Consider the following 21,119-nt stretch of genomic DNA (forward strand, 5'->3'; position numbering starts at 1 on the left):
CCTCGTGACGATGACCATGACCTTGCGGTATCGGGAGAATTATACCGGCCGCCCCTCGCGCGAACACCTGGCCGGATGGCCGTGTTCGCGCACGTCGACGTTGCGTTACTTCGCGGCGTCTTCCTCGGGCGATTCGATGCCGAACACCTGGCGCAGATAGGCGAGATAGGCCCTGTCTTCGCACATGTTCTTGCCCGGCGAATCGGAGAGTTTCGCGACGGGCTGACCATTGCAGCGGACCATCTTGATCACGATCTGCAGCGGGTTATAGCCGAGATCGTTGGTGAGGTTCGTGCCGACGCCGAACGCGAGCTTGCAACGCCCGCGGAACCGTTCATACAGCTGGAGCACCTTCGGAATATCGAGCGCATCGGAGAACACGAGAACTTTCGTGCGCGGGTCGCAGCGGTTCGCCTCGTAGTGCTTCAGCAGGCGTTCGCCCCAGTCGAACGGATCGCCCGAATCGTGGCGCGCCCCGTCGAACAGCTTGCAGAAGTACATATCGAAGTCGCGCAGGAACGCCTGCATGCCGTACACGTCAGAGAGCGCAATACCCAGATCGCCGCGATATTCCTTCGCCCACATCTCAAAGCCGAAGATCTGCGAATCGCGCAGCCGCGGCCCCAGCGCCTGACAGGCCTGCAGGTACTCATGCGCCATCGTGCCGAGCGGCGTCAGGCCATGCTTGAGTGCGTAGAACACGTTGCTCGTGCCCGCGAACTGCTCGCCGAGACCGTCCTTCAGCGTGAGGATCACCTCTTCATGCCACTGCTTCGAGAAGCGGCGCCGCGTGCCGTAATCCGCGATCTTGCATTCGGAGAATTCCGGACGCGCGCCCAGCAGCTGGATCTTCTCGCGCAGACGCTCGCGCCCTTCCGTGTAATCCGGCTTTTGCTGCGTGTTGCGGAAATACACCTCGTTGACGATCGCGAGCATCGGAATCTCGAAGAGGATCGTATGCAGCCAGGGTCCCTTGATTTCGATGTCGATCTCGCCGTTTCCCTTCTCCGATGGCTTGATCGAAATGTATTTTTCGCTCAGATGGAAAAGCGCGAGAAACTCGATGAAGTCGCCCTTGATGAAACGCATGCGGCGCAGGTAATCGAGCTCGTCGTCGGTGAAATGCAGATGGCAGAGCTGACGGACCTCATCGCGGATTTCGTCGATATACGGCACAAGATCGATGTTCGGCGTCCGGCAGCGAAATCTGTATTCCGCATTCGCAGCGGGAAAATGATGCAGAACGACCTGCATCATCGTGAACTTGTACAGATCAGTATCGAGCAGCGAATTAATAATCATGTTGTGCAAGCCGGACTGCCAATAATCGGAGATGGCCGCAGGAGGCACCTCGTAACCCGGATGCCCCGAACGGACCGACCTGTCGCATGTTACCCGAATGCGCGCCGCCACACGGGCCGAAGGGCCTCTGCCGGATGGCCAGCGTCCGGCCGCCAGGGTGGGCTCGCGCCAGCAACAGCCGCCGCGCTCCATAAACTAATCACGAAACGATATAAACCCCCATTGACCGCCAGCCTATACGGCTCTTGACCTTACGCTACAATAGCGGTTTTGGCGTTTCGCCTCCCCAGATACCGCATGCAGGAGCTGCCTGAATGACTCACGTTGTGACCGAAAGCTGCATCAAGTGCCGCTATACCGACTGCGTCGATGTGTGCCCGGTGGACTGCTTTCGCGAAGGTCCCAACTTCCTCGCGATCGATCCCGATGAGTGCATCGACTGTGCTGTTTGCGTCGCCGAATGCCCGGTGAACGCGATCTATGCCGAAGAAGACGTGCCGGGCGACCAGCAGGATTTCATCCCCCTGAACGCCGATCTCGCGAAGGGCTGGCCGAGCATCACGAAGACCAAAACGCCGCTGCCGGAAGCCGACGACTTCAAGGACGTGAAAGAAAAGCTGGCGATGCTCGAGCGTTGAGCGGCGCGGGTCTGCGCCCCGGAGCGCCGCGCGCCACGTGCAGCGGAAGCACAATCGGGGTGAGCAAAAGCTATTGACAGGCCCTGAAGCACCCCATACAATTTCGCTTCTCTGCTGTTGTTGTTCCCCGATAGCTCAGTTGGTAGAGCGCCGGACTGTTAATCCGTAGGTCCCTGGTTCGAGCCCAGGTCGGGGAGCCAAGAAATTGCAAAGGCCCGTTAGCCATAACGGGCTTTTTTACGTAAAGTAGCACCGCAGCAGCAAGTTGCATTGTTGTTCCCCGATAGCTCAGTTGGTAGAGCGCCGGACTGTTAATCCGTAGGTCCCTGGTTCGAGCCCAGGTCGGGGAGCCAGAATTCGAAGGCCCGCATTTTTGCGGGCCTTTTTGTTTTCTGTTTCTGCACTCCTCTTTTGCCTTCCGTGCTTTACGCAGCCACCGGTTGCGTAAAGCCGGAACGATCAGCCCTGCGCATTCCCCCCGAGCCATACCACCGTCAGCGACCGCACGCCCTGCGCGCCGCGGATCAGCACGCCTTCGATATCCGCCGTCGCCGACGGGCCGGTCACGAGCACCGCGTAGCGCGCATCGCGAAAATCCGGCCGACGGTAGACGTCCTGCAAGCCATCGACGATCCGCGTCGGGTCGAGCAGCACGACGAGATGCTGCGCCAGATAGCCCAGCGCGTTCACCACGTACTCTTTCTCGCTGAACCAGACCGAGCCGGTTTCCGCGACGCCGAAGCGCGCCCTCACGACGCCCACGTCGACGTCCTCCAGCGAAGCCGGCGGCGTGTCCGGGTTCATCGCACGCGTGCCCTGCACTTCGGACGTTGCGCTGCAGATCACCGCGTCGGCGCCGAAACGCGCGTCGAGCAGCGCGCGCACGTCCGCGGCCGTTGCCGCCTCGACGCAGGTTCCACCCATCAAGCCAAGCGCCGCGGTGAAACGCTCGCGCAGGTCGCCGCCGGGCGAAGCGAACAGCGGCACATCGGGTCGCGGCCGACCCGCGGGCTGCGCCGCGCGCACCCTCGCGAGGAAATCGTCACGCGTTGCCATCACGGCCTCCGCGATTCTTTTTGTACCACTCGTGGAAAGTCATGGCCGGCGCGTCCGGCAATTCGCGTTGCCGGCCCCAGATGTTGAGCGGGTTATACAGCACGAAATTCGGCAGGCGCTTCAGCGCGCCGCCCAGCGACGCGATCGTCGCGCGATACAGCGTCGGGCTCGCGAGGAGCCGCCCCGCCATTTTCAGCACTTCCTTCTTCACGAACGGCACTTCGTGGCGCACCGCGATCACTTCGCGCCACTTGTAGATCTGCTCGTGGATATTGATCTTCACCGGACACACGTTCGTGCAGCTGCCATTCAGTGTCGACGCGAACGGCAGCGCGCTATAGCGCTTCAGGTCGAACGTCGGGTTGATGATCGCGCCGATCGGCCCCGAATACGTGCCGCCATACGAGAGCCCGCCGCTGCGCCGGTACACCGGACACGTATTCATGCAGGCGCCGCAGCGGATGCACTTGAGCGAGTACCAGAAGTCCTCCATCGCGAGCCGCTCGATACGGCCGTGGTCGACGAGGATGAAATGCATCTCCGTGCCGGGCCGCGGTGCGCGAAAGTGCGACGTGTACTGCGTGATCGGCGAGCCCAGTGCACTGCGCGAGAGCATCCGCACGAATACGCCAAGATCGGCAATCCGCGGAATGATTTTCTCGATGCCGATCGAAGCGATATGCAGCGGCGGCACATTGGCCGACAGGTCCGCATTGCCCTCGTTCGTGCAGACGACCACTGTGCCCGTCTCCGCAATCGCGAAATTGCAGCCGGTCATGCCGGCGGTCTTCTCGCGCACGAAATACGGGCGCGTGTCCATGCGCTGGCTTTCGGCGAGATAGTGAATGTCGCTGTTCTTCGGATCGGTGCCGATCGTGCGGCCGAACAGTTCCGCCACGTCGCCGCGCAGCTTGTGGACCGCCGGCACGACCATGTGGCTCGGGTCCTGGTGATCGAGTTGCTGGATGCGCTCGCCGAGATCCGTTTCCATCACCGTGATGCCGCGCGGCTCCAGATAGTCGCGCATCGCGCATTCGTCGGTGAGCATCGACTTGCTCTTGACGAGCGCCGTCATGCCACGCTCCGACATGAGCCGGTAGACGATCTCGTTGTGCTCTTCCGCGTTCGCCGCCCAGTGAACCACGACGCCGTTGGCCCCGGCCGCATCCGCGAACTGCTCGAGATACGACGACAGATGCGACAGTGCGTGTTCCTTGATGCCCGAGGCGAGTTCGCGCATCGTCTCCCATTCGGCGATGCCGTGCGCCTGCGCATCGCGCTTCTGGCGCAAATCCCACAGCCGTTTGTCGTGAAACGCGACGTGATCCGCTTTCGCGATGAATTCGCCGGCCGCTTTCGCGTGATCGATACGCTTCATTCGCGTGCTCCGTTCAGCACCTGCGCAATATGGATGAAGCGGGCGTCCGCCTTCATCCGCTCGGCGCAGCCCTGTTGATGCATCAGACACGACATGTCGCCCGACACGATGTACTGCGCGCCCGCATCCAGATGATCGCGCACCTTGTCCTGCCCCATGCGGACCGAGACGGCCTCTTCGGTCACCGAGAACGTGCCGCCGAAACCGCAGCATTCGTCGGGTCGCGCGGGGCTCACGAACTCGATGCCCTTCACGCCCTGCAGCAGCGTGCGCGATTTCGAGAACGGCATGCCGGCGATCTCCGAAACCGATCCCTGATGCAGATGCCGCAACGCGCTGCAACTGTTGTGCAACCCGACGCGGTGCGGAAACTCCGCCCACGGAAATTCCCGCACGCCGACTACGTCATGCAGGAACTCGACAAGCTCCCAGGCACTGGCCCGCACCTTCGAGACTTCGCCAGTCTGCTCGATGGCGGTGAAATGCTCGCGCACGTGGTGAGTGCAGCTCGCCGACGGTCCGACGATGTAGTCGTAGCCCGCGAAATTGCGGGCGAACACGCGCTCGGTGCCGGCCGCGTCGACCTGCGCGCCGCTGTTGCCCATGGGCTGACCGCAGCAGGTCTGGTCCTGCGGATAGTCGACGTCGATGCCGAAACGCTCTAGCAGTTCGAGCGTCGCAATGCCGACTTCCGGGTAGAACGCATCGATGAAACAGGGGATGAACAGCGCGACTTTCATGGGTAAACCAGACGGGTTATAGGGGACGTCGTGCGACGGCGATGCGGAATTCACACACCTGTCGCTATTGGTAAAGTTGGTCTGACCATCAAATATAAAAGGGACGCAAGGCGCTGTCAAACCTCGTCCGCACGCCGACCTGCCGGTATACGATGGCGGTTTTCTGATGGAATTGCGATGACACATACATTGTTGCGGGCGTCGTTCATGGCCGTGTCAGCGGCATGGCTGGCCGGGGTCGCGCCGCTCGCGCACAGCGAGGAAGTCGGGAGCGTCAATACGAACTTCCATCTGACGGGCTCCGATCGCGTGGTGGTCGAGGCGTATGACGATCCGGACGTGGCCGGCATCACCTGCTACGTGTCGCGGGCGCGCACGGGCGGCATCAAGGGGACGCTTGGCATCGCGGAAGATCCGACCGAGGCGTCGATTGCCTGCCGGCAGGTCGGCGCGATCCACTTCAACGGGCCGCTCAGGCAGCAGTCGGACGTGTTTTCCGAACGCATGTCGCTGGTCTTCAAGACGCTGCACGTGGTGCGGGTCGTCGATCCGAAGCGCAATACGCTCGTGTATCTGACGTACAGCGACCGCGTCGCCACGGGCAGCGCGAAAAACAGCGTCACAGCCGTACCGATGCCGGCCGGCACGACAATTCCGGTGAAGTAACAAGTCGGCCCATCGAATGGACGCTCGCGCTAGACTGACGGGTCCAGCTGGACTTTTCCCATGACTTCGACCGGTTCTTCCACCCGCTTTCGCGATTCCCCCCGCTACTGGCGCACGCCGCTCATCCCCGGTGCGGAGATGCTCACGGCCGAGTATTACGATCAGGCGTTCACGCCGCACTGGCACGACGCGTACGCGATTCCGGTGATCGAAGCGGGCGCGGAAACCTACCGTTATCGCGGGTCGACCCATGTCGCCGAGGCCGGCAGCGTGCCGGTCATCAATCCTGGCGAGCTGCACACTGGCTCCCGGGCCGTCGATGCGGGCTGGCGCTACCGCGTGATGTACGCGCCGGTCGACTTCCTCCAGAGAATCGCCGACGACCTCGCCGGCAGGCCGCAACCGTTGCCGTGGTTCGATCCAGGCGTGATTCGCGATCGCGATCTCGCGTACCGCCTGCGGCACGCGCATCAACTGATGGAAGCCGGCGACGACCTGCTCGCGGCCGAAACCGCGATGATCGACGCATTGTCGACGCTGCTCGCCCGCTACGGCAGCACGCAGCCCGAAACGCAAAGAATCGCGGCGAACGATCCGCGCGTCGCGAGGATGCAGGCACAACTGGGCGCCGACCTCGCGGCGCCGGTGCAACTGTCGGATCTGGCGGGCGCCGTCGGGTTGTCGCCCTTTCACGCCGCGCGGCTCTTCGCGCAGGCGACGGGCATGCCGCCCCACGCGTGGCGCAACCAGATCCGCCTGCAACGCGCGCTGGGACCCCTGCGGGCGGGTGCCTCGGTCGCGGACGTCGCCGCCGCCAGCGGCTTCGCCGACCAGAGCCATTTCACACGCCATTTCCGGCGCATGTTCGGCGTGCCGCCGGGGCGCTGGCAGTCGGCATAAGTGGCCCGGATGGCGTCCGGCACGCCTGCCCCCTTGCTCAACGCGGCCTGGAACCCGGAACGCCGCCCGTAGCAAGAACGTACAAGCCCATTTCGCCCAGGACGACTACGCTCCGTGTTCAAAGGAGAAGTCAGATTGAGCCAGTCCAGCCATTTCAGTGAATTCGTCGCGGGGGCCCGCGACACGATCCCCATGATGGTCGGCGCCGCGCCGTTCGGCGTCATTTTCGGCACGCTCGTCACATCGGGGCCGCTGCACCTGTGGCATGGGCAGCTGATGTCGCTCGCCGTGTTCGCCGGGTCGGCGCAGTTCATCGCGGTCGGTCTCATGGCGGGCAATGCGAGCTTCATCGTGCTGTGGGCGACGACGTTCGTCGTGAACCTGCGCCACGTCCTCTACAGCGCGACGCTCGCACCGTACGTCGCGCACCTGCCGCTGCGCTGGCGCGTCGTGCTCGGCGGCCTGCTCACCGACGAAGTGTTCGCCGTCGCGTGGACGCACTACCGGCGTCACGCGCCAGGCGAGATCGGCCCATGGCATTTCCTGGGCTCCGGCGTCTCGATGTACGTCAACTGGCAAATCTGGACGCTCGCGGGCCTGCTGTTCGGCGCGGCGTTTCCCGGCCTGCAGTCCCTCGGGCTCGATTTCGCGATGGTCGCGACGTTCATCGCGATCGTCGTGCCGCAGCTCATCGCGTTCCGCTACATCGCCGCAGCCGCGACCGCGGGCGCGCTCGCCTTTTTCTGGCAGGGCTGGCCGTACAAGCTCGGTCTGCTCGGCGCCGTGATCGCGGGTGTCGCGATCGGCGTGGCGCTGTCGCGGCCGGAAATGCAGCGCGCGCGCCGACGCACCGCGGAGGCCTCGCAATGAGCTACGTCCTGGTCATTCTCGGCATGGCGCTGATCACCTGGCTCATTCGCACGACGGTTTTCATCGTCGGCGACCGGCTGGTGTTTCCGCCGCTCGTGCGCACCGCGCTCGGGTTCGTGCCGGTCACCGTCCTGACCGCCATCATCGTGCCGATGGCGGTGTCGCCTCATGGCGGCGGCGCGGAACTGACATGGCGCAATCCGCAACTGGTCGGCGCATTGGCTGCCGTCCTGGTGAGCGCGCTCACGCGCCGGCCGCTCCTGACGATCGCTGTCGGGCTGGCCGTCTTCTTTTTGTGGCAAGGCGTCGTGCTGAGGTAGCGCCGGCGGCGCGGGCAGTTTCCACGGCCGGGCGCGCGCTGGCTCTTCCCGCCAGCCCGCATCGCTTTTATAACGCCAGTTCCACAGCACTCGCCCGGAGCCCACCTGCGCACCGGGGCCAGACCGCCCCGCCTTGTCTCGTGGCCTTCCTCCATCAATCCGGCTCAAGTTTTGGCGACGTCCGCCGATAAACAGTCGACGTCCCCTTGCCGGACCGGCGCGATCGCCGGTTTCGCCAGAAAACAGGGACCAGCCGCGCAATGTGTCTGGCGGATCGCCCATCGGCGGGCCGCCGGCGACGCCAGACAGACGCAGCGCGGGACGACCACTCGGGACAGAAAGCTATGGGTCACATCACCCTTTCACTGAAAGACGAAACCATTGCGTCATTGCGCAAGGATTTCGACGCGTTTCTGCGCGTATCGCTGAAGCTCGATCCGCAGTTCGCGACGCCTTCGTTCGAGGATTTTCTGCGCGCCAAGCTGCTGGACAATATGGTCCCGCTGACGGAGCACGCGGTGCAGCGCATGTTGCAGGGCGGCCAGTACGCATGGGCCAAGCGCACACTCGACAAGGAATTCCCCGACGTCGTCGCGATCCTGATGCGTCAGGCGAACGAGTTCGGCTTCGGCTTCGCGGCGCGCTCCGAATGGACGCCCGAAGAGCTGGCGAAGCAGTGCCGCGACTGGGCGGCGGCCATCGTCACCGAAGCACAGGGCGACCCGACGCTGGTCGATCCGCTCGCCGCGCAGATCAAGTCGGCGGCGCAGGACATCCAGGCGCTCGAAGAGATAATGCAGACGCCCGCGTGGCGGCTCGCGGAATCGCTGCGCCAGCGCGTGTACGAAGCGAAGATCGGCTGCGAAACGAGCGTCGGCAGCATGGCGCGTGAAAAGCTGGGCGAACTGCGCGGACTGCTGCGGCTCGGCATTTCGCACGGCTCGTTCCAGAAGCAGGAAGCGCAGCAGATCATGGAATACCTGCGCCTCCTGAAGCCGGATATCTTCGTCGAAGAACCGTACGACATGTTCACGCGGCTCGCCGCGTGGCTGCGCAATATCTTCACCCCGCCGCCGCGCACCCAGCAACGGCAGTCGCGCTAAGCGTGACCGCGGTCGGAGCGCCCGTAACTGAGCCGCCGCTGAGCCGTCACTGCGCCGCTGCAGGCCCGCGTCGATCACACGCCCGCGGCGCTGGGCGCATCGCTCAATCCCACATCTTTCTCAGCTTCGCCGCGATCTCGATCTTCGCGTGGGCCGCTGCCGCAAGCCCGGCGGCCGTCGGCGCGGCGGGCACCGGCACATGCGGCCATGCGTGCGCGTCGAAGAGCGGCAGCAGATGCGCCGGAATGAACCGCGTACGCTGCGCCCACACGTGACGGTCGCCGAGTTGCGTCTGGTTGTGCACGTAGAAGCGCTGCGGCACGACGATATGCAGGTCCTCCTTTGCACGCGTCATCGCGACATAGAGCAGGCGCCGTTCTTCATCGAGTTCGGCGTCGTTGCCCGTCGCGAGATCCGACGGAATGCAGCCGTCGACGCCGTTCAGCACGAACACGTTGCGCCACTCCTGCCCTTTCGCAGAATGGATCGTCGACAGGATTAAATAGTCTTCGTCGATCAGCGGCACGCCCGATTCATCGCTGGTGGCGTCGGGCGGATCGAGCGTCAGCTCGGTCAGAAAGCGCTCGCGCGACGCATAGGTGCCCGCGATGCTTTCCATCTGCAGCAGATCGCCCTGACGGATCGAAGCATCTTCGTGATTGCGCTCCAGATGCGGCTCGTACCAGCGGCGGATCAACTCGAACTCCGCCGGCCAGGCCGACTGGCGCCCACACAACTGCGACATCAGTTCGACGAACGGTTGCCAGTCTTGCGCCGCGCGGGCCGGCGGCGTGAACGACGCCAGCGCGCCCGCTGTGTGCTGCGCACCGCGATACAGGCCGACGGCTGTGTCCGTGTCTTCCGGCGGCGTCGCGCCAGCGCGTTCGGCGACCTGATCGAGCACGCGCGCGGCCGTTGCCGGCCCGATGCCCGGCATTAACTGGACGACGCGAAAACCCGCCACCCGGTCGCGCGGATTTTCCGCCCAGCGCAATACGGCGAGGACGTCCTTCACATGGACCGAATCGAGGAATTTGAGGCCGCCGAACTTGACGAACGGAATGTTGCGCCGGGTCAGTTCGATCTCGAGCGTCGCGCTGTGATGGGCGGCCCTGAACAGGATGGCCTGCGATTTCAGCTTCATGCCGTCCTCGCGCGCCTCCAGCACTTTCTCGACCACATAACGCGCCTGATCGACTTCATCGGCGACGGTGACAAGACGCGGACGTTGCGCCGATGCGCGATCGGTCCACAGGTTCTTCGTGAAGCGCTCGGCCGCGAGATCGATGACGGCGTTCGATGCGGCAAGAATCGGCTGTGTCGAACGATAGTTGCGCTCGAGCGTGACCTGTTTCGCCGGCGGATCGAAGTGCGCCGGGAAATCGAGGATGTTGCGCACCGTCGCGCCGCGAAACGAATAGATGGACTGCGCGTCGTCACCGACAACCGTCAGGCCGCGCCCGTCCGGCTTGATGCCGAGCAGGATCGACGCCTGCAGGCGGTTGGTGTCCTGGTATTCGTCGACAAGCACATGATCGAAGCGCCCCGACAGGTCGGCCGCGATCGACGGCTCCGCCGCCATGTGCGACCAGTACAGCAGAAGGTCGTCGTAATCGAGCACGCTCTGCGTCTGCTTGGCCGCGACGTACGCGGCAAAGAGCGCGCGCAGCTCGGCTTCCCATTCGCGACACCACGGAAACGCGGTGTCGAGCACGTCGGCGAGCGTTGCACTCGTGTTCACGACGCGCGAATAGATCGAAAAACAGGTGTTTTTCGACGGGAACCGCTTCTCTTTCGCCGACAACCCGAGTTCGTGACGCACGAGGTTCATCAGGTCGGCGGAGTCTTCGCGATCGTTGATCGTGAAGGTGGGCGACAGACCGATGAGATCGGCGTATTCGCGCAGCAGACGCGCGCCGACGCTGTGAAACGTGCCCGACCAGGTGAGCCCCTGGGCGAACGCCGCCCGCGCGCCGGGCGCGGCGCCCGCGATGCGCGTGACGCGCCGGATCATTTCCTGCGCGGCGCGCCGCGAAAACGTGAGCAGCAGGATGCGGCGCGGGTCGGCGCCCTTCATCACCAGGTGCGCGACGCGATGGGCCAGCGTATTCGTCTTGCCGGAACCCGCGCCGGCAATCACCAGCAGCGCGCCGGATGGTTCTCCAGAATCGTCCGCACCGAATTCGACGGCCTCGCGCTGGGCCTCGTTGAGCTTCGCGAGCCAGGCGGCGGCATTGGAGGGCGGGGAATCGGCGGTGGAGAGCACAGTGGTCGGGAGCATAAGGTGACGGAGGGCGACGCATACTGTATATCCATACAACCCGTGCCGACAAGCGCCCTGTTTGGGGCTCCATGGCGGCGACCGAAGCGATCCGCGCTTTCTTTGGGATTTTCAGCTCACGCAGACAGGAACGGCCCGGACGCGCATAGCGCTCCGGGCCGCTCGTTGCGACACGCCGTTGGCTCGGACGAAACCGTGACGCGGGTCGGGGACGCGAGCGGCGTGCGTGGTTAATCCTGCTTCTTTGCGTCCTTCACGCGAGCGTCGGCCGCTGCCTTGTCGGCATCGGACTGCGCATCGGTCTTCTTCCTGTCCGCCTTTGCCTGAGCGACGGCCGCCTTTTTATCAGCCTTCGACTGTTCCTTCGCGGCCTTGCTGTCTGCATGCGTGACAGGCTCCGATACCGGATCACGCGAAGGCGCGGTTTGCGCGAAAGCGGCGGCCGGCATGCCGGCCGACAGGCAACCTGCGACAAGCGCCGCGATGAGTGTGCTGGTTTTCATGGGATACCTCCTGTTGTGCCGTCTGCATTCTCCGCATGAAACGGTCCCGGCAGGGGAAACGGCTGAAACGGGGCCCGGAAAATGGGCGCGGGCAAGAGACGCGATTACCGACGGGTTACTGGTGTGTATCGGTTCCCGGAGCCGCGCCCTGTCCCTGCGTGCCCTGCATTTGCGCGTTCATTTCGTTGCTCGCGGCGGCCTTGTCAGCCTGCTTGTTGATCTTCGCGTTGCGCACGTCCTGCTTGTATTGCGCCTTCGCATCCTTCTGTTCCTGCTTCATCTGCGCCTTCGAAGCCTTCTTCGACGCGCGGTATTCGGCGTTTGCCTGCGCGTTGGCATCACGCTTCTGGACGAGCGGATCGGCCGAACCCGGCGCGACCAGTCGTTGCGGCGCCGGCGTGACGGGCGTTACACCCTGCGCGGCCGGTGCGGCCGGCGCCATGTCAGCGCCTTGCGCGGCGGGCATCTGCATCTGGGACTGGGGCTGGGCTGTCGCGCCCGGAGCCGGTTGCGCGCCTGTCTGCGCGAACGCAGCGCTCGAAGCAAGGGCGGTCAGGGCGGTACCGATCAGAAGCGAACGAATCTGGGTCATGGCTTTCCTCTCTCAAGTTGTCCGGCCGGGCGTCGAATCTGGCGTGCCGCATTCAATGCGCACCGCGTCCGGTCTGTTGAGCCTCGCTACAAAATGCAGCAGGCTTTTCTACAGACTGCCCTCTGGAGAGTGAAGTTCGACCGCAAACACCGGGTGTTACTCAACGTTTCATTTCCTGACAACTCGATAACATCTGCTTGCAGAGCGGGCCAAAGCAGGCACGCAGAGTGCGTCCATGAGACTTCTGGCTTATGATTCGATGTCGTATCCCGACTGGCGCGCGCCATGCCCAACCTCGATTTCACGCTGACCGGCGACTACGTCGAACTGCACAACCTGCTCAAGATCACGGGCCTCGCCGACAGCGGCGGCTCGGCGAAAGTAATCGTCGCTTCCGGCGCCGTGACCGTCGACGGCCAGATCGAAACGCGCAAGACCTGCAAGATCCGCGCGGGCCAGGTGGTGCTGCTGGGCGACACGCGGATCGCCGTCCACGAAGGTTAGCGAAAGAAATTGCACCAGAAATGTGCTTCGTGATCGACAGCGGCACAGCTTCCCAATAAGCTGTCTCTTTTAGAAGAAAACGGCGTGGACCGCGTTCCGCGCGCCGTTCCTCGTTCATGACCCAACCCGGTTTGCCCCACATAACCGCCGCGCAACCGTCGCTATCGCGGCATGCCGCCGATACCGCCCGCCTCGCCGCCCCGCTCGCCATCGCACAGCTCTCGCAGATGGCGATGGGTGTCACCGATACCGTCCTGCTCGGCTCGCTCGGTCCCGACGCGCTCGCGGCCGGCGGCCTCGGCGCGAACCTGTTCTTCGTCGTCGTGACGCTGCTGCAGGGCGTGCTGACGTCCGTCAGCGTGAGCGTCGCGCATGCGCGCGGCGCGCAGGCGGAAGAGCGCGTGCCGCACATCTACTGGACAGGTCTCCTGCTCTCGATCCTGCTGGCGATACCCGCGTTCGCGCTGCTGTCGTTCGCGAGTCCGATCCTGCTCGCGTTCGGCGAGCCCACGCTGCTCGCCCATAACGTCGGCGAATACTGCGCGATGCTGCGCTGGGGCACGCCTGCGAGTCTGATCGGGATCGGCCTGATGCGCTCGTTCCTGCCCGCGATCGGCGCCGCGAAGCGCCTGCTCTGGGTATCGATTGGCGGCGTGGGCGTCAACGCGTTCCTCAACTACGGCCTGATTCACGGCGCGTATGGCCTGCCGAGGCTCGGCTTTCTCGGCTCGGGCGCGGCGACGACCATCACGGTATGGCTGACGGCGCTCATCCTGATGGCGCTTCTCCACCTGCGTCCGAGATATCGCCATTTCGTGACGGCGACACGTCCGGAGATGCCGCTCATGGGCGAGCTGTTCGGCATCGGCTGGCCCGTTGCGATCACCTACGGCGTCGAGTCGACGCTTTTTCTCGCGACCGGCCTGATGGTCGGCCTGCTCGGCGAATCCCAGCTCGCCGCGCACCAGATCGCGCTCAATGTTGCTTCGGTGGCGTTCATGGTGCCGCTCGCGATCGGCCAGGCAGCGAACGTGCGAGTCGGCTACTGGTCGGGCGCCGGACAACCGCTTGCCGCCCGGCACGCCGGGTTCGTGGCGATCGCGCTCGGCGTCGGCTTCATGGTGCTGTCGGGCACCGTGCTGATCGTGGCACCGCACGCGATCGTCGGTCTGTATCTGCATCTCGACGACCCGGCGAACGCATCGACGGTGTCGCTCGCTGCGTCCCTGCTTGGCGTCGCGGCGATTTTCCAGATCGTCGACGGCATGCAGACGGTCGGCTCCGGCTGCCTGCGCGGCCTGAAAGACACCCGCGTGCCGATGATCGCCGCCGCATTCGGCTACTGGGGCATCGGCTTTCCGACTGGCTACACGCTGGCGTTCCACTTTGGCCTCGGGGCGCGCGGCCTGTGGTGGGGCCTCGCCGCGGGCCTCGCCAGCGTGGCGCTCCTGATGACGCTGCGCTTTCACCACCTGAGCCTGCGACGCGTACCCGCCATCCCGGCCGGTCAGCCGGGCACCAATAGCGCGACCGACCCAGGACTTACCCGGTAAACGCTGAAAACATGGCTGGAAACGCCTGTCTGACTGGAAACCGGCCGGTAAAATAAGCGTCCGCTACATAGCGGCGCCGTATTTACCGTCAATCCAGGCAAACAGGATCTTTTCATGCTCGCCCGCGCTACCCGCCTTTTCCCCCTGTGGGCCGTGCTCGTCTCGTTCGCGGCCTGTTTTTCGCCGACGTCCGTAACACCCATCGCTCCGCACGTCACCACGCTGCTCACGATCATCATGCTGGCCATGGGCGTCACGCTCTCAGTGGCCGATTTCCAGCGTGTGTTCACGCGGCCGGCTCCGGTCGTGGCCGGCATCGTGCTGCATTACCTCGTGATGCCGCTTGCCGCGTGGGCCATCGCGAAGGCATTGCGCATGCCGCCCGACCTCACGGCGGGCATGGTGCTCGTCGGCAGCGTGGCGAGCGGCACGGCGTCGAACGTCATGATCTATCTGGCGCGCGGCGATGTCGCGCTGTCCGTCACCATCAGCGCGCTGTCGACGCTCGTCGGCGTGTTCGCGACCCCGCTGCTCACGCGCCTGTACGTCGACGCCTCGATCGTGGTCGACGTCCACGGCATGCTGATGAGCATCCTGCAGATCGTCGCGCTGCCAATCGTCGTCGGCCTGATCGTGAACCATCTGTTCAGCCGTTTCGTGCGCAGGATCGAGCCCGTGCTGCCGCTCGTTTCGATGGTCGCCATTCTGCTGATCATCGCGGCAGTCGTGGGCGGCACGCAAAAGAGCATCGCGTCCGTCGGCCTCCTGGTGATGCTCGGCGTCGTGCTGCATAACGGGATCGGCCTGCTCGGCGGTTACTGGGGCGGCCGCCTGCTCGGCTTCGACGAGGCCGTGTGCCGCACGCTCGCCATCGAAGTCGGCATGCAGAACTCCGGCCTTGCCGCCACGCTCGGCAAGCTGTACTTCACGCCGATCGCCGCGCTCCCGGGCGCGCTGTTCTCGGTGTGGCACAACCTGTCCGGGTCGCTGCTCGCGGGTTACTGGGCAGGCCGCCCGGCGAAGGGGTCGACGCACCCTGACGGTGCCGCCCCGCTCGCGCCCGGGCGCAGCCAGGGCGCGTCGTAATCCGCCATTCGCGGTCATCGTCCCGATGACCGCGCTCACACGGCGGCGGCTGATCCTCAAGCCTGTTGCCGTGTGTTTGCCGCCGGCGCTGCGTCCTCCGTTACCCTTCGATTCCGCCTGTTCGCCGCACTTCGCGTTACCCTTCCTTTCCCCACGCCTTCCCGTGACGTGCCCGTCACCGCTCGACCACCCCATCCGCCCGACGCGTTCACGCATTCTGAAGCGACGCGCCGGCGCAAACAATCTGCCGAACGGCCAGGTGGGTCTGGCCGCCCGATTCCCCTTAGAATGCTTTTCAGGCTGCGGCGGTGACTCGCGGTACGCCAGTTGCCAGGCGGTAGCAGCCGTTTCACAGGGAGAGCGCCAAGGTGCCGGGATACAACAGCAACAAGAACAGCGTTCGGCTTCACGATATTTACGTCGCTTGGGCCGCCAGCCTGCGCCTCGCATTCGCGTGTGCGTTCCTTGCGTTCGTCAGCGGCTGCGCGACGCGCCCACCGGCAACCGATCTTCATCGCGACATCACGCACGCGCTGCCGGCGTCGGAACCCACCGCGCTCGGCGCGGCGCTCGCCCCGCTCGAACGCACGCATCCCGGCGAATCCGGCTTCCGTGTGCTGGCGAGCGGCACCGACGCGCTGCAGATGCGCATCGCACTCGCCCGCGCCGCGACGAAGACGCTCGACATGCAGTACTACATCGCGAATGAGGACACCACGGGCAAGCTGCTGCTCGCCGCCGCACTCTACGCGGCCGATAACGGCGTGCGGGTGCGCATGCTGGTCGACGACCTGAACTTCAAGGACATCGATCGCGTGATGGCCGCGCTCAATTCCCACGACAACATCGAAATCCGCGTCTTCAATCCGTTCGGTTCGGCGCAGGAAAGCTTCTACGAGCGCACGAGCAACGTGTTGACGCAGCTCGACCATTTCACGCGGCGCATGCACAACAAGGCCATGATCGCGGACAACCAGCTCGCGATCGTCGGCGGCCGCAATCTCGGCGACGAATACTTCAGCGCGAGCGAAACGCTGCAGTTCCGCGACATCGATGTGCTCGCGGCAGGCCCGGTCACGAATGACATTTCGGCAAGCTTCGACGCGTACTGGAACAGCAGTGCCTCGTACCCGCTACGCGCGCTCAACAAGCAGAAATTCGACGCCGCCGATCTCGATGCGATGCGCGACGAACTGCGGGCACACTGGCGCGCCAACGCCGATCCGTATAACGCGAAACCGCTCAACGCCACGCCGCTTGCCTCGCAGATCCAGAAGGACGAACTCGGGCTCACGTGGGCGAAAGCCGAATTCAAGGCCGACACGCCCGACAAGATCACGCATCCTTCGCCCGACTACAAAAGCCCGCCGCTGGAGCGCGTCATCGCGCTCACGAACGCGGCGCAGAAAGAAGTGCTGATCACGTCGCCCTACTTCGTGCCACACGATGCCGGCGTCAAGGCGCTCGGCGAGCTCACGGCGCGTGGCGTGCGGGTTGCCGTGCTGACGAACTCGCTTGCAGCCACCGATGCAGTCGCCGTGCAGGCCGGGTACAGTCCATATCGTGAGCCGTTGCTCGCGCACGGCGTCGAGCTTTACGAATTCATGCCGCAGCAGGAACAGCGTAGATCGCGGGTCAATTTCATCGGTTCGGCCTCGCACTCGAGCCTGCACGCCAAGACATTCGTGATCGACCGGCGGATCCTTGTGATCGGCTCGATGAATCTCGATCCGCGCTCCGCGAATCTCAACACGGAACTGGTGCTCGTGATCCATAGCCGGCCGCTCGCGGAGCAGCTGGCAACGATCTTCGACCATGCAACGGCTCCGTCGGTCAGCTATCGCGTGGAACTTGCCACGCCCGCGCAGCTTGCGCGGCTCAAGGCAACGGATGCGCCGCCGAGCGACCTTGTCTGGACCGGCGAGGTCGAAGGCCAGTTACGCACCTGGAATCTGGATCCGGGCGCCGGTTTTTACAGGAACCTGATGACGGGAATTTTCATGCTGCTGCCAGTCGACAGCCAGCTTTGACGTGCGGTAGTGCCGCGCGCCGCAACACTTTCTCAAGTGGAGTTGAATCATGACTGAAGATGTACGGATGGAGCGCGACACGTTTGGCGAAATCGCCGTGCCGAATGCAAAACTCTGGGGAGCCCAGACGCAGCGCTCGTTGCAGAACTTCAAGATCTCGACTGAAAAGCAGTCGCCCGAACTGATTACCGCGCTCGCCATCATCAAGCGCGCGGCAGCGGAAGTAAATCAGGGCCTCGGCGTACTCGACGAAAAGAAAGCCCGCGCGATTATCGAAGCCGCCGACGAAATCATCGCAGGCAAGCACCCCGACGAATTTCCGCTTGCCGTGTGGCAGACCGGCTCCGGCACGCAAAGCAACATGAACCTCAACGAGGTGATCGCGAACCGGGCAAGCGAACTGCTCGGCGGCGAGCGCGGCGAAGCACGCAAGGTGCATCCGAATGACGACGTGAACCGCGGGCAGTCTTCAAACGACGTGTTCCCGACGGCCATGCACATCGCGGCGGCTGTCGGCATCGTCAAAAATCTGCTGCCGGCGGTGAAGACCTTGCGCGATACCCTCGACTCGAAGGCGAAAGCGTTCGCTGGCATCGTGAAAATTGGCCGCACGCACTTGCAGGATGCGACGCCGCTCACGCTCGGTCAGGAGTTCTCCGGTTACGTCGCGCAACTCGATCAGTGCGCGAAGCATCTCGAATCGGCGCTGCCGCATCTGTATGAACTCGCGCAGGGCGGCACGGCCGTCGGCACCGGCCTCAACGCGCATCCGCAGTTCGCCGGCAAGGTCGCCGCTGCGATCGGCAAGCTGACGGGCGTGCCGTTCGTGTCGGCGCCGAACAAGTTCGAAGTGATGGCTGCGGCGGACGCGCTCGTCTTCGCGCACGGCGCGCTGAAAACGGTGGCCGCAAGCCTGATGAAGATCGCGAACGACATCCGCTGGCTCGCGAGCGGTCCGCGCTGCGGCCTCGGCGAGCTGTCGATTCCGGAGAACGAACCGGGCAGCTCGATCATGCCGGGCAAGGTCAATCCGACGCAGTCCGAAGCGCTCACGATGCTGTGCTGCCAGGTGTTCGGCAACGACGTCGCCGTGAACTTCGGCGGCGCGAGCGGCAATTTCGAGCTCAACGTGTTCCGTCCGATGATCGCCCACAACGTGCTGCAATCGATCCGGCTTCTCGCTGACGGCGCGCTGAGTTTCAACGACAACTGCGCGGTCGGCATCGAACCGAACCACGACCGTATCGAGACGCTGCTGAACGAATCGCTGATGCTCGTCACCGCGCTCAATCCGCACATCGGCTACGACAAGGCCGCGCAGATCGCGAAAAAAGCGCACAAGGAAGGCACGACACTCAAAGCCGCGGCGCTCGCGCTCGGTCACGTGACAGAACAGCAATTCGACGACTGGGTGAAGCCAGCCGACATGGTCGGCACGATCAAGACCTGACGTCCGGCTGGGGTCGATCTTTTGCCGGATCCGATGCCTGATCTCCGGCCCGGATACCGATACGAAAAACGCCGTGCCGGCGTGAACCGGCGCAGCGTTTTTTACTGGTGTCCTTACTGGTGTCTTTACCTGGCAGGCTCAGGCCACGCGCACTCACCCGGCGCGCGCGTTCAGGGCCCGCAGCGACGCCCCATCAAACCGCGCCTTTCACCACCTCTTCAGGCTTCAGTTCGACGATGGCATCGAGCGCGTCCTTGACGTCCATCGCGTACTTCGCAAGGCGTTTCTGCTCGTCGGTTTCCGGCTCGAACGACGGCACGCCAATCGGGTGCCCGTTCTCGTTGACGGCGACCATCACGACGAGGCAATCAGTCGTCTGCAGCAGCTCGCCGCCCTTCGGGTCGCCGGCCTGCACCGACACGTGAATGTGCATGCTGGTCCGGCCCGTCGCGACGACGCGGGCGCGCAGTTCGACCAGATTGCCGACCAGGATCGGACGACGGAAACGGATGTTGCCGACGCTTACCGTCACGCAGTAGCGGCTCGACCAGACCGCCGCGCACGCGTAGGCGGTTTCGTCGATCCACTTCATCAGCGCGCCGCCGTGAACCTTGCCGCCGAAGTTCACCGAGGTCGGCTCGGCGAGAAAGCGGAAGGTGGTTTCGGAACGGTCCATCGGGGCCGCAGGGTTGTGGGTCTTGACTCTACTCATCCTGCACTCCGTTCGGGAATTGAGATTATCGAAAGGAGCCGATTATACGAGTGCCAGAAACAGCGCGGTACACGATCCGGAGATACCACGTTGTGCGCGAAGACAAACGAACAAGCGCACGAACGCACGAGCGCACAAAACGCACCGGCCGCGTGACCTGAACCGTCTGCACACGGGTCACAAGCGGTTCAACGCACCGTGCACGCCGTCAGATACGTCAAAACCCTTCAGGCAGCGGACGCAAACCGCTCGCGATAATCAAGCGGCAACACCCCGAACCTTCGCATGAACGCACGTCTTAAATTCTGTTCACTGCCAAAGCCGCAGTCGAGCGCGATCCGCTTGAGCGGCGCGCGCGAAGCCGCTAGCGACTGTGCCGCCGCTTCGAGTCGCATCGATGAAACGGTTTTCGCGGGCGTACGCCCCACTTCCTCGACGTAGCGTCGCGCGAAGGTACGCGGGCTCATGCGCGCCTGACCGGCCAGCCGCTCGACCGAAAGATCGTCGCGCAGATTGACCGCCATCCAGCTATGCAGCGCGTCGAACGGGCCGCCGGCCGTTGCCTGCGCGGCCAGCGCCGCGCTGAACTGGGACTGCCCGCCGGGACGCTTCATGAAAACCACCAGCCGCCGCGCGGCCTGCATCGCGACCGCGTGACCGACGTCTTCCTCGATCAGCGCCAGCGCGAGGTCGATGCCCGCGGTCACGCCCGCCGAAGTCCAGACCGCGTGCGTCTGCCGCGGGTCGTGCGCTTCATCGTCGCGCGAGGACATGGCCGCGTCCTGCCCGCCGCGCGCATCATCCGCATCGCTCGGATCACCTCCGGAGCGCCGCGCGGACGCGTCGCCTGCAACGCGCAAATCCCGCGCATCGCGGATGAAAATCGGATCCGCATTCACATGCACCTTCGGAAAATGCCGTGCGAGCAGTTCGGCATCGCGCCAGTGCGTCGTCGCGCGGCGTCCGTCGAGAAGGCCCGCCGCCGCCAGATAAAACGCGCCGGTGCACACCGAACACACGCGGCGCACGCGAGGTGCGCGACGCGCGAGCCACGCGACGAGCTCGGGCTGCAGCGCGATCCGCTCGTCGATCGGCACACCGGACACGATCACGGTATCGATGGGTTCGTCATCCAGCGCATCGAGCCGTTGCGTGACGACCGGCAAACCCGGAAACGTCTGCAGGACACCGCCTTCGATCGACGCCACCGTCAGGCGATAGGCAACCGGCTCGTGCGCCGGCATCCCGGTTGCGTCCGGAACGGCCGCTTTTCGCGCAGCCTCGGCGAGCGTCAGCTCGGCTCGCCAGAACGCCTCCAGCGGTCCGCAGGCGTCGAGCAGCACGAGATCGGGCGCCACGGCGATCACGATGTGGCGAACCATTGAAACAGGTGTGACAGAAGCATTCATGTGAGCAGGCTTGTCGTCCAGTCGGA

General features: G+C 64.4%; 20 protein-coding genes and 2 tRNA genes. 13 read left to right on the top strand and 9 right to left on the bottom strand.

Features of this window, described 5'->3' with window-relative positions; all coding sequences use genetic code 11:
• Positions 1 to 105 precede the first annotated feature (105 nt).
• The gene (gene pncB, locus LPA34_RS05135; protein ID WP_228975597.1) at positions 106 to 1,302 is read right to left on the bottom strand and encodes a nicotinate phosphoribosyltransferase; all 1,197 of its coding nucleotides are present in this window, start codon (positions 1,300 to 1,302) and stop codon (positions 106 to 108) included.
• 314 nt (positions 1,303 to 1,616) lie between these two features.
• Between pncB and fdxA the strand changes: the two genes are divergently transcribed.
• From fdxA to LPA34_RS05150, 3 genes are all read left to right on the top strand, one after another.
• The gene (fdxA, locus tag LPA34_RS05140; protein ID WP_228975599.1) at positions 1,617 to 1,940 is read left to right on the top strand and encodes a ferredoxin FdxA; all 324 of its coding nucleotides are present in this window, start codon (positions 1,617 to 1,619) and stop codon (positions 1,938 to 1,940) included.
• A gap of 124 nt (positions 1,941 to 2,064) precedes the next feature.
• A tRNA-Asn gene (locus LPA34_RS05145) sits at positions 2,065 to 2,140 on the top strand.
• 77 nt (positions 2,141 to 2,217) lie between these two features.
• Positions 2,218 to 2,293: transfer RNA gene (locus LPA34_RS05150), tRNA-Asn, on the top strand.
• A 106-nt stretch (positions 2,294 to 2,399) separates the two neighbouring features.
• Here LPA34_RS05150 and LPA34_RS05155 read toward each other — a convergent pair.
• From LPA34_RS05155 to LPA34_RS05165, 3 genes are read right to left on the bottom strand one after another with little or no spacing between them, the layout of a single operon-like run.
• The gene (locus LPA34_RS05155; RefSeq protein ID WP_228975601.1) at positions 2,400 to 2,996 is read right to left on the bottom strand and encodes a LutC/YkgG family protein; all 597 of its coding nucleotides are present in this window, start codon (positions 2,994 to 2,996) and stop codon (positions 2,400 to 2,402) included.
• On the bottom strand, positions 2,983 to 4,374 hold the full coding sequence (locus tag LPA34_RS05160) for a lactate utilization protein B (protein ID WP_228975603.1): 1,392 nt from the start codon (positions 4,372 to 4,374) through the stop codon (positions 2,983 to 2,985). The genes LPA34_RS05155 and LPA34_RS05160 overlap by 14 nt, the downstream gene beginning before the upstream one ends.
• Complete coding sequence (locus LPA34_RS05165) at positions 4,371 to 5,114, bottom strand: (Fe-S)-binding protein (RefSeq protein ID WP_228975605.1); 744 nt, start codon at positions 5,112 to 5,114, stop codon at positions 4,371 to 4,373. Before LPA34_RS05165 ends, LPA34_RS05160 begins: the two co-directional genes overlap by 4 nt.
• A gap of 177 nt (positions 5,115 to 5,291) precedes the next feature.
• On the opposite strand from LPA34_RS05165, the gene LPA34_RS05170 reads away from it, so the two are divergent.
• The 5 genes from LPA34_RS05170 to LPA34_RS05190 all read left to right on the top strand — a co-directional run bounded on the left by LPA34_RS05170 (position 5,292) and on the right by LPA34_RS05190 (position 8,973).
• Positions 5,292 to 5,780, top strand: coding sequence for a CreA family protein (locus LPA34_RS05170; RefSeq protein WP_407672497.1), 489 nt, complete (start codon positions 5,292 to 5,294; stop codon positions 5,778 to 5,780).
• A gap of 60 nt (positions 5,781 to 5,840) precedes the next feature.
• Complete coding sequence (locus LPA34_RS05175) at positions 5,841 to 6,680, top strand: AraC family transcriptional regulator (RefSeq protein WP_228975607.1); 840 nt, start codon at positions 5,841 to 5,843, stop codon at positions 6,678 to 6,680.
• Positions 6,681 to 6,872: 192 nt separating this feature from the next.
• Entirely contained in the window at positions 6,873 to 7,550 is a 678-nt protein-coding gene (locus tag LPA34_RS05180; RefSeq protein ID WP_228975706.1) for an AzlC family ABC transporter permease, read from the top strand.
• Positions 7,547 to 7,870 (top strand): AzlD domain-containing protein, encoded by a 324-nt coding sequence (locus tag LPA34_RS05185; RefSeq protein ID WP_228975610.1) that lies wholly within the window; start codon positions 7,547 to 7,549, stop codon positions 7,868 to 7,870. The genes LPA34_RS05180 and LPA34_RS05185 overlap by 4 nt, the downstream gene beginning before the upstream one ends.
• Positions 7,871 to 8,214: 344 nt before the next feature.
• Positions 8,215 to 8,973 carry a DUF4088 family protein gene (locus LPA34_RS05190; protein WP_228975612.1) on the top strand — a complete coding sequence of 253 codons (759 nt, stop codon included), beginning with the start codon at positions 8,215 to 8,217 and terminating at the stop codon, positions 8,971 to 8,973.
• A gap of 103 nt (positions 8,974 to 9,076) precedes the next feature.
• On the opposite strand, the gene LPA34_RS05195 is transcribed toward LPA34_RS05190, so the two are convergent.
• The 3 genes from LPA34_RS05195 to LPA34_RS05205 all read right to left on the bottom strand — a co-directional run bounded on the left by LPA34_RS05195 (position 9,077) and on the right by LPA34_RS05205 (position 12,349).
• Positions 9,077 to 11,254, bottom strand: coding sequence for an ATP-dependent helicase (locus tag LPA34_RS05195; protein WP_228975614.1), 2,178 nt, complete (start codon positions 11,252 to 11,254; stop codon positions 9,077 to 9,079).
• A 230-nt stretch (positions 11,255 to 11,484) separates the two neighbouring features.
• Positions 11,485 to 11,757 (bottom strand): hypothetical protein, encoded by a 273-nt coding sequence (locus tag LPA34_RS05200; protein ID WP_228975616.1) that lies wholly within the window; start codon positions 11,755 to 11,757, stop codon positions 11,485 to 11,487.
• Positions 11,758 to 11,872: 115 nt separating this feature from the next.
• Complete coding sequence (locus LPA34_RS05205; protein ID WP_228975617.1) at positions 11,873 to 12,349, bottom strand: hypothetical protein; 477 nt, start codon at positions 12,347 to 12,349, stop codon at positions 11,873 to 11,875.
• A 285-nt stretch (positions 12,350 to 12,634) separates the two neighbouring features.
• Here LPA34_RS05205 and LPA34_RS05210 point away from each other — a divergent pair, with 285 nt between their 5' ends.
• The 5 genes from LPA34_RS05210 (at position 12,635) to fumC (ending at position 18,972) form a co-directional block, all read left to right on the top strand.
• Positions 12,635 to 12,853: an RNA-binding S4 domain-containing protein gene (locus LPA34_RS05210; protein ID WP_228975618.1), complete on the top strand. Its 219-nt coding sequence runs from the start codon at positions 12,635 to 12,637 to the stop codon at positions 12,851 to 12,853.
• 116 nt (positions 12,854 to 12,969) lie between these two features.
• Positions 12,970 to 14,406, top strand: coding sequence for an MATE family efflux transporter (locus LPA34_RS05215; protein WP_228975619.1), 1,437 nt, complete (start codon positions 12,970 to 12,972; stop codon positions 14,404 to 14,406).
• Between the two features lie 114 nt (positions 14,407 to 14,520).
• Entirely contained in the window at positions 14,521 to 15,492 is a 972-nt protein-coding gene (gene panS, locus LPA34_RS05220) for a ketopantoate/pantoate/pantothenate transporter PanS (protein WP_228975620.1), read from the top strand.
• A gap of 413 nt (positions 15,493 to 15,905) precedes the next feature.
• Positions 15,906 to 17,522 (top strand): phospholipase D family protein, encoded by a 1,617-nt coding sequence (locus LPA34_RS05225; RefSeq protein ID WP_228975708.1) that lies wholly within the window; start codon positions 15,906 to 15,908, stop codon positions 17,520 to 17,522.
• A gap of 49 nt (positions 17,523 to 17,571) precedes the next feature.
• Positions 17,572 to 18,972: a class II fumarate hydratase gene (fumC, locus tag LPA34_RS05230; RefSeq protein WP_228975624.1), complete on the top strand. Its 1,401-nt coding sequence runs from the start codon at positions 17,572 to 17,574 to the stop codon at positions 18,970 to 18,972.
• 193 nt (positions 18,973 to 19,165) lie between these two features.
• On the opposite strand, the gene LPA34_RS05235 is transcribed toward fumC, so the two are convergent.
• Both LPA34_RS05235 and LPA34_RS05240 read right to left on the bottom strand, forming a co-directional pair.
• Positions 19,166 to 19,684 (bottom strand): acyl-CoA thioesterase, encoded by a 519-nt coding sequence (locus LPA34_RS05235; protein ID WP_228975626.1) that lies wholly within the window; start codon positions 19,682 to 19,684, stop codon positions 19,166 to 19,168.
• Positions 19,685 to 19,911: 227 nt separating this feature from the next.
• The gene (locus tag LPA34_RS05240; RefSeq protein WP_228975630.1) at positions 19,912 to 21,093 is read right to left on the bottom strand and encodes a GlxA family transcriptional regulator; all 1,182 of its coding nucleotides are present in this window, start codon (positions 21,091 to 21,093) and stop codon (positions 19,912 to 19,914) included.
• Between the last annotated feature and the right edge of the window lie 26 nt (positions 21,094 to 21,119).

Origin of the sequence: Paraburkholderia gardini (genome assembly GCF_907164575.1) — a bacterium.
Classification (GTDB): Bacteria; Pseudomonadota; Gammaproteobacteria; order Burkholderiales; family Burkholderiaceae; genus Paraburkholderia; species Paraburkholderia gardini.

Coding starts and splice junctions, on each gene's coding strand:
- pncB (WP_228975597.1), bottom strand. CDS start 1,302: ATGATTATTAATTCGCTGCTCGATACTGATCTGTACAAGTTCACGATG.
- fdxA (WP_228975599.1), top strand. CDS start 1,617: ATGACTCACGTTGTGACCGAAAGCTGCATCAAGTGCCGCTATACCGAC.
- LPA34_RS05155 (WP_228975601.1), bottom strand. CDS start 2,996: ATGGCAACGCGTGACGATTTCCTCGCGAGGGTGCGCGCGGCGCAGCCC.
- LPA34_RS05160 (WP_228975603.1), bottom strand. CDS start 4,374: ATGAAGCGTATCGATCACGCGAAAGCGGCCGGCGAATTCATCGCGAAA.
- LPA34_RS05165 (WP_228975605.1), bottom strand. CDS start 5,114: ATGAAAGTCGCGCTGTTCATCCCCTGTTTCATCGATGCGTTCTACCCG.
- LPA34_RS05170 (WP_407672497.1), top strand. CDS start 5,292: ATGACACATACATTGTTGCGGGCGTCGTTCATGGCCGTGTCAGCGGCA.
- LPA34_RS05175 (WP_228975607.1), top strand. CDS start 5,841: ATGACTTCGACCGGTTCTTCCACCCGCTTTCGCGATTCCCCCCGCTAC.
- LPA34_RS05180 (WP_228975706.1), top strand. CDS start 6,873: ATGATGGTCGGCGCCGCGCCGTTCGGCGTCATTTTCGGCACGCTCGTC.
- LPA34_RS05185 (WP_228975610.1), top strand. CDS start 7,547: ATGAGCTACGTCCTGGTCATTCTCGGCATGGCGCTGATCACCTGGCTC.
- LPA34_RS05190 (WP_228975612.1), top strand. CDS start 8,215: ATGGGTCACATCACCCTTTCACTGAAAGACGAAACCATTGCGTCATTG.
- LPA34_RS05195 (WP_228975614.1), bottom strand. CDS start 11,254: ATGCTCCCGACCACTGTGCTCTCCACCGCCGATTCCCCGCCCTCCAAT.
- LPA34_RS05200 (WP_228975616.1), bottom strand. CDS start 11,757: ATGAAAACCAGCACACTCATCGCGGCGCTTGTCGCAGGTTGCCTGTCG.
- LPA34_RS05205 (WP_228975617.1), bottom strand. CDS start 12,349: ATGACCCAGATTCGTTCGCTTCTGATCGGTACCGCCCTGACCGCCCTT.
- LPA34_RS05210 (WP_228975618.1), top strand. CDS start 12,635: ATGCCCAACCTCGATTTCACGCTGACCGGCGACTACGTCGAACTGCAC.
- LPA34_RS05215 (WP_228975619.1), top strand. CDS start 12,970: ATGACCCAACCCGGTTTGCCCCACATAACCGCCGCGCAACCGTCGCTA.
- panS (WP_228975620.1), top strand. CDS start 14,521: ATGCTCGCCCGCGCTACCCGCCTTTTCCCCCTGTGGGCCGTGCTCGTC.
- fumC (WP_228975624.1), top strand. CDS start 17,572: ATGACTGAAGATGTACGGATGGAGCGCGACACGTTTGGCGAAATCGCC.
- LPA34_RS05235 (WP_228975626.1), bottom strand. CDS start 19,684: ATGAGTAGAGTCAAGACCCACAACCCTGCGGCCCCGATGGACCGTTCC.
- LPA34_RS05240 (WP_228975630.1), bottom strand. CDS start 21,093: ATGAATGCTTCTGTCACACCTGTTTCAATGGTTCGCCACATCGTGATC.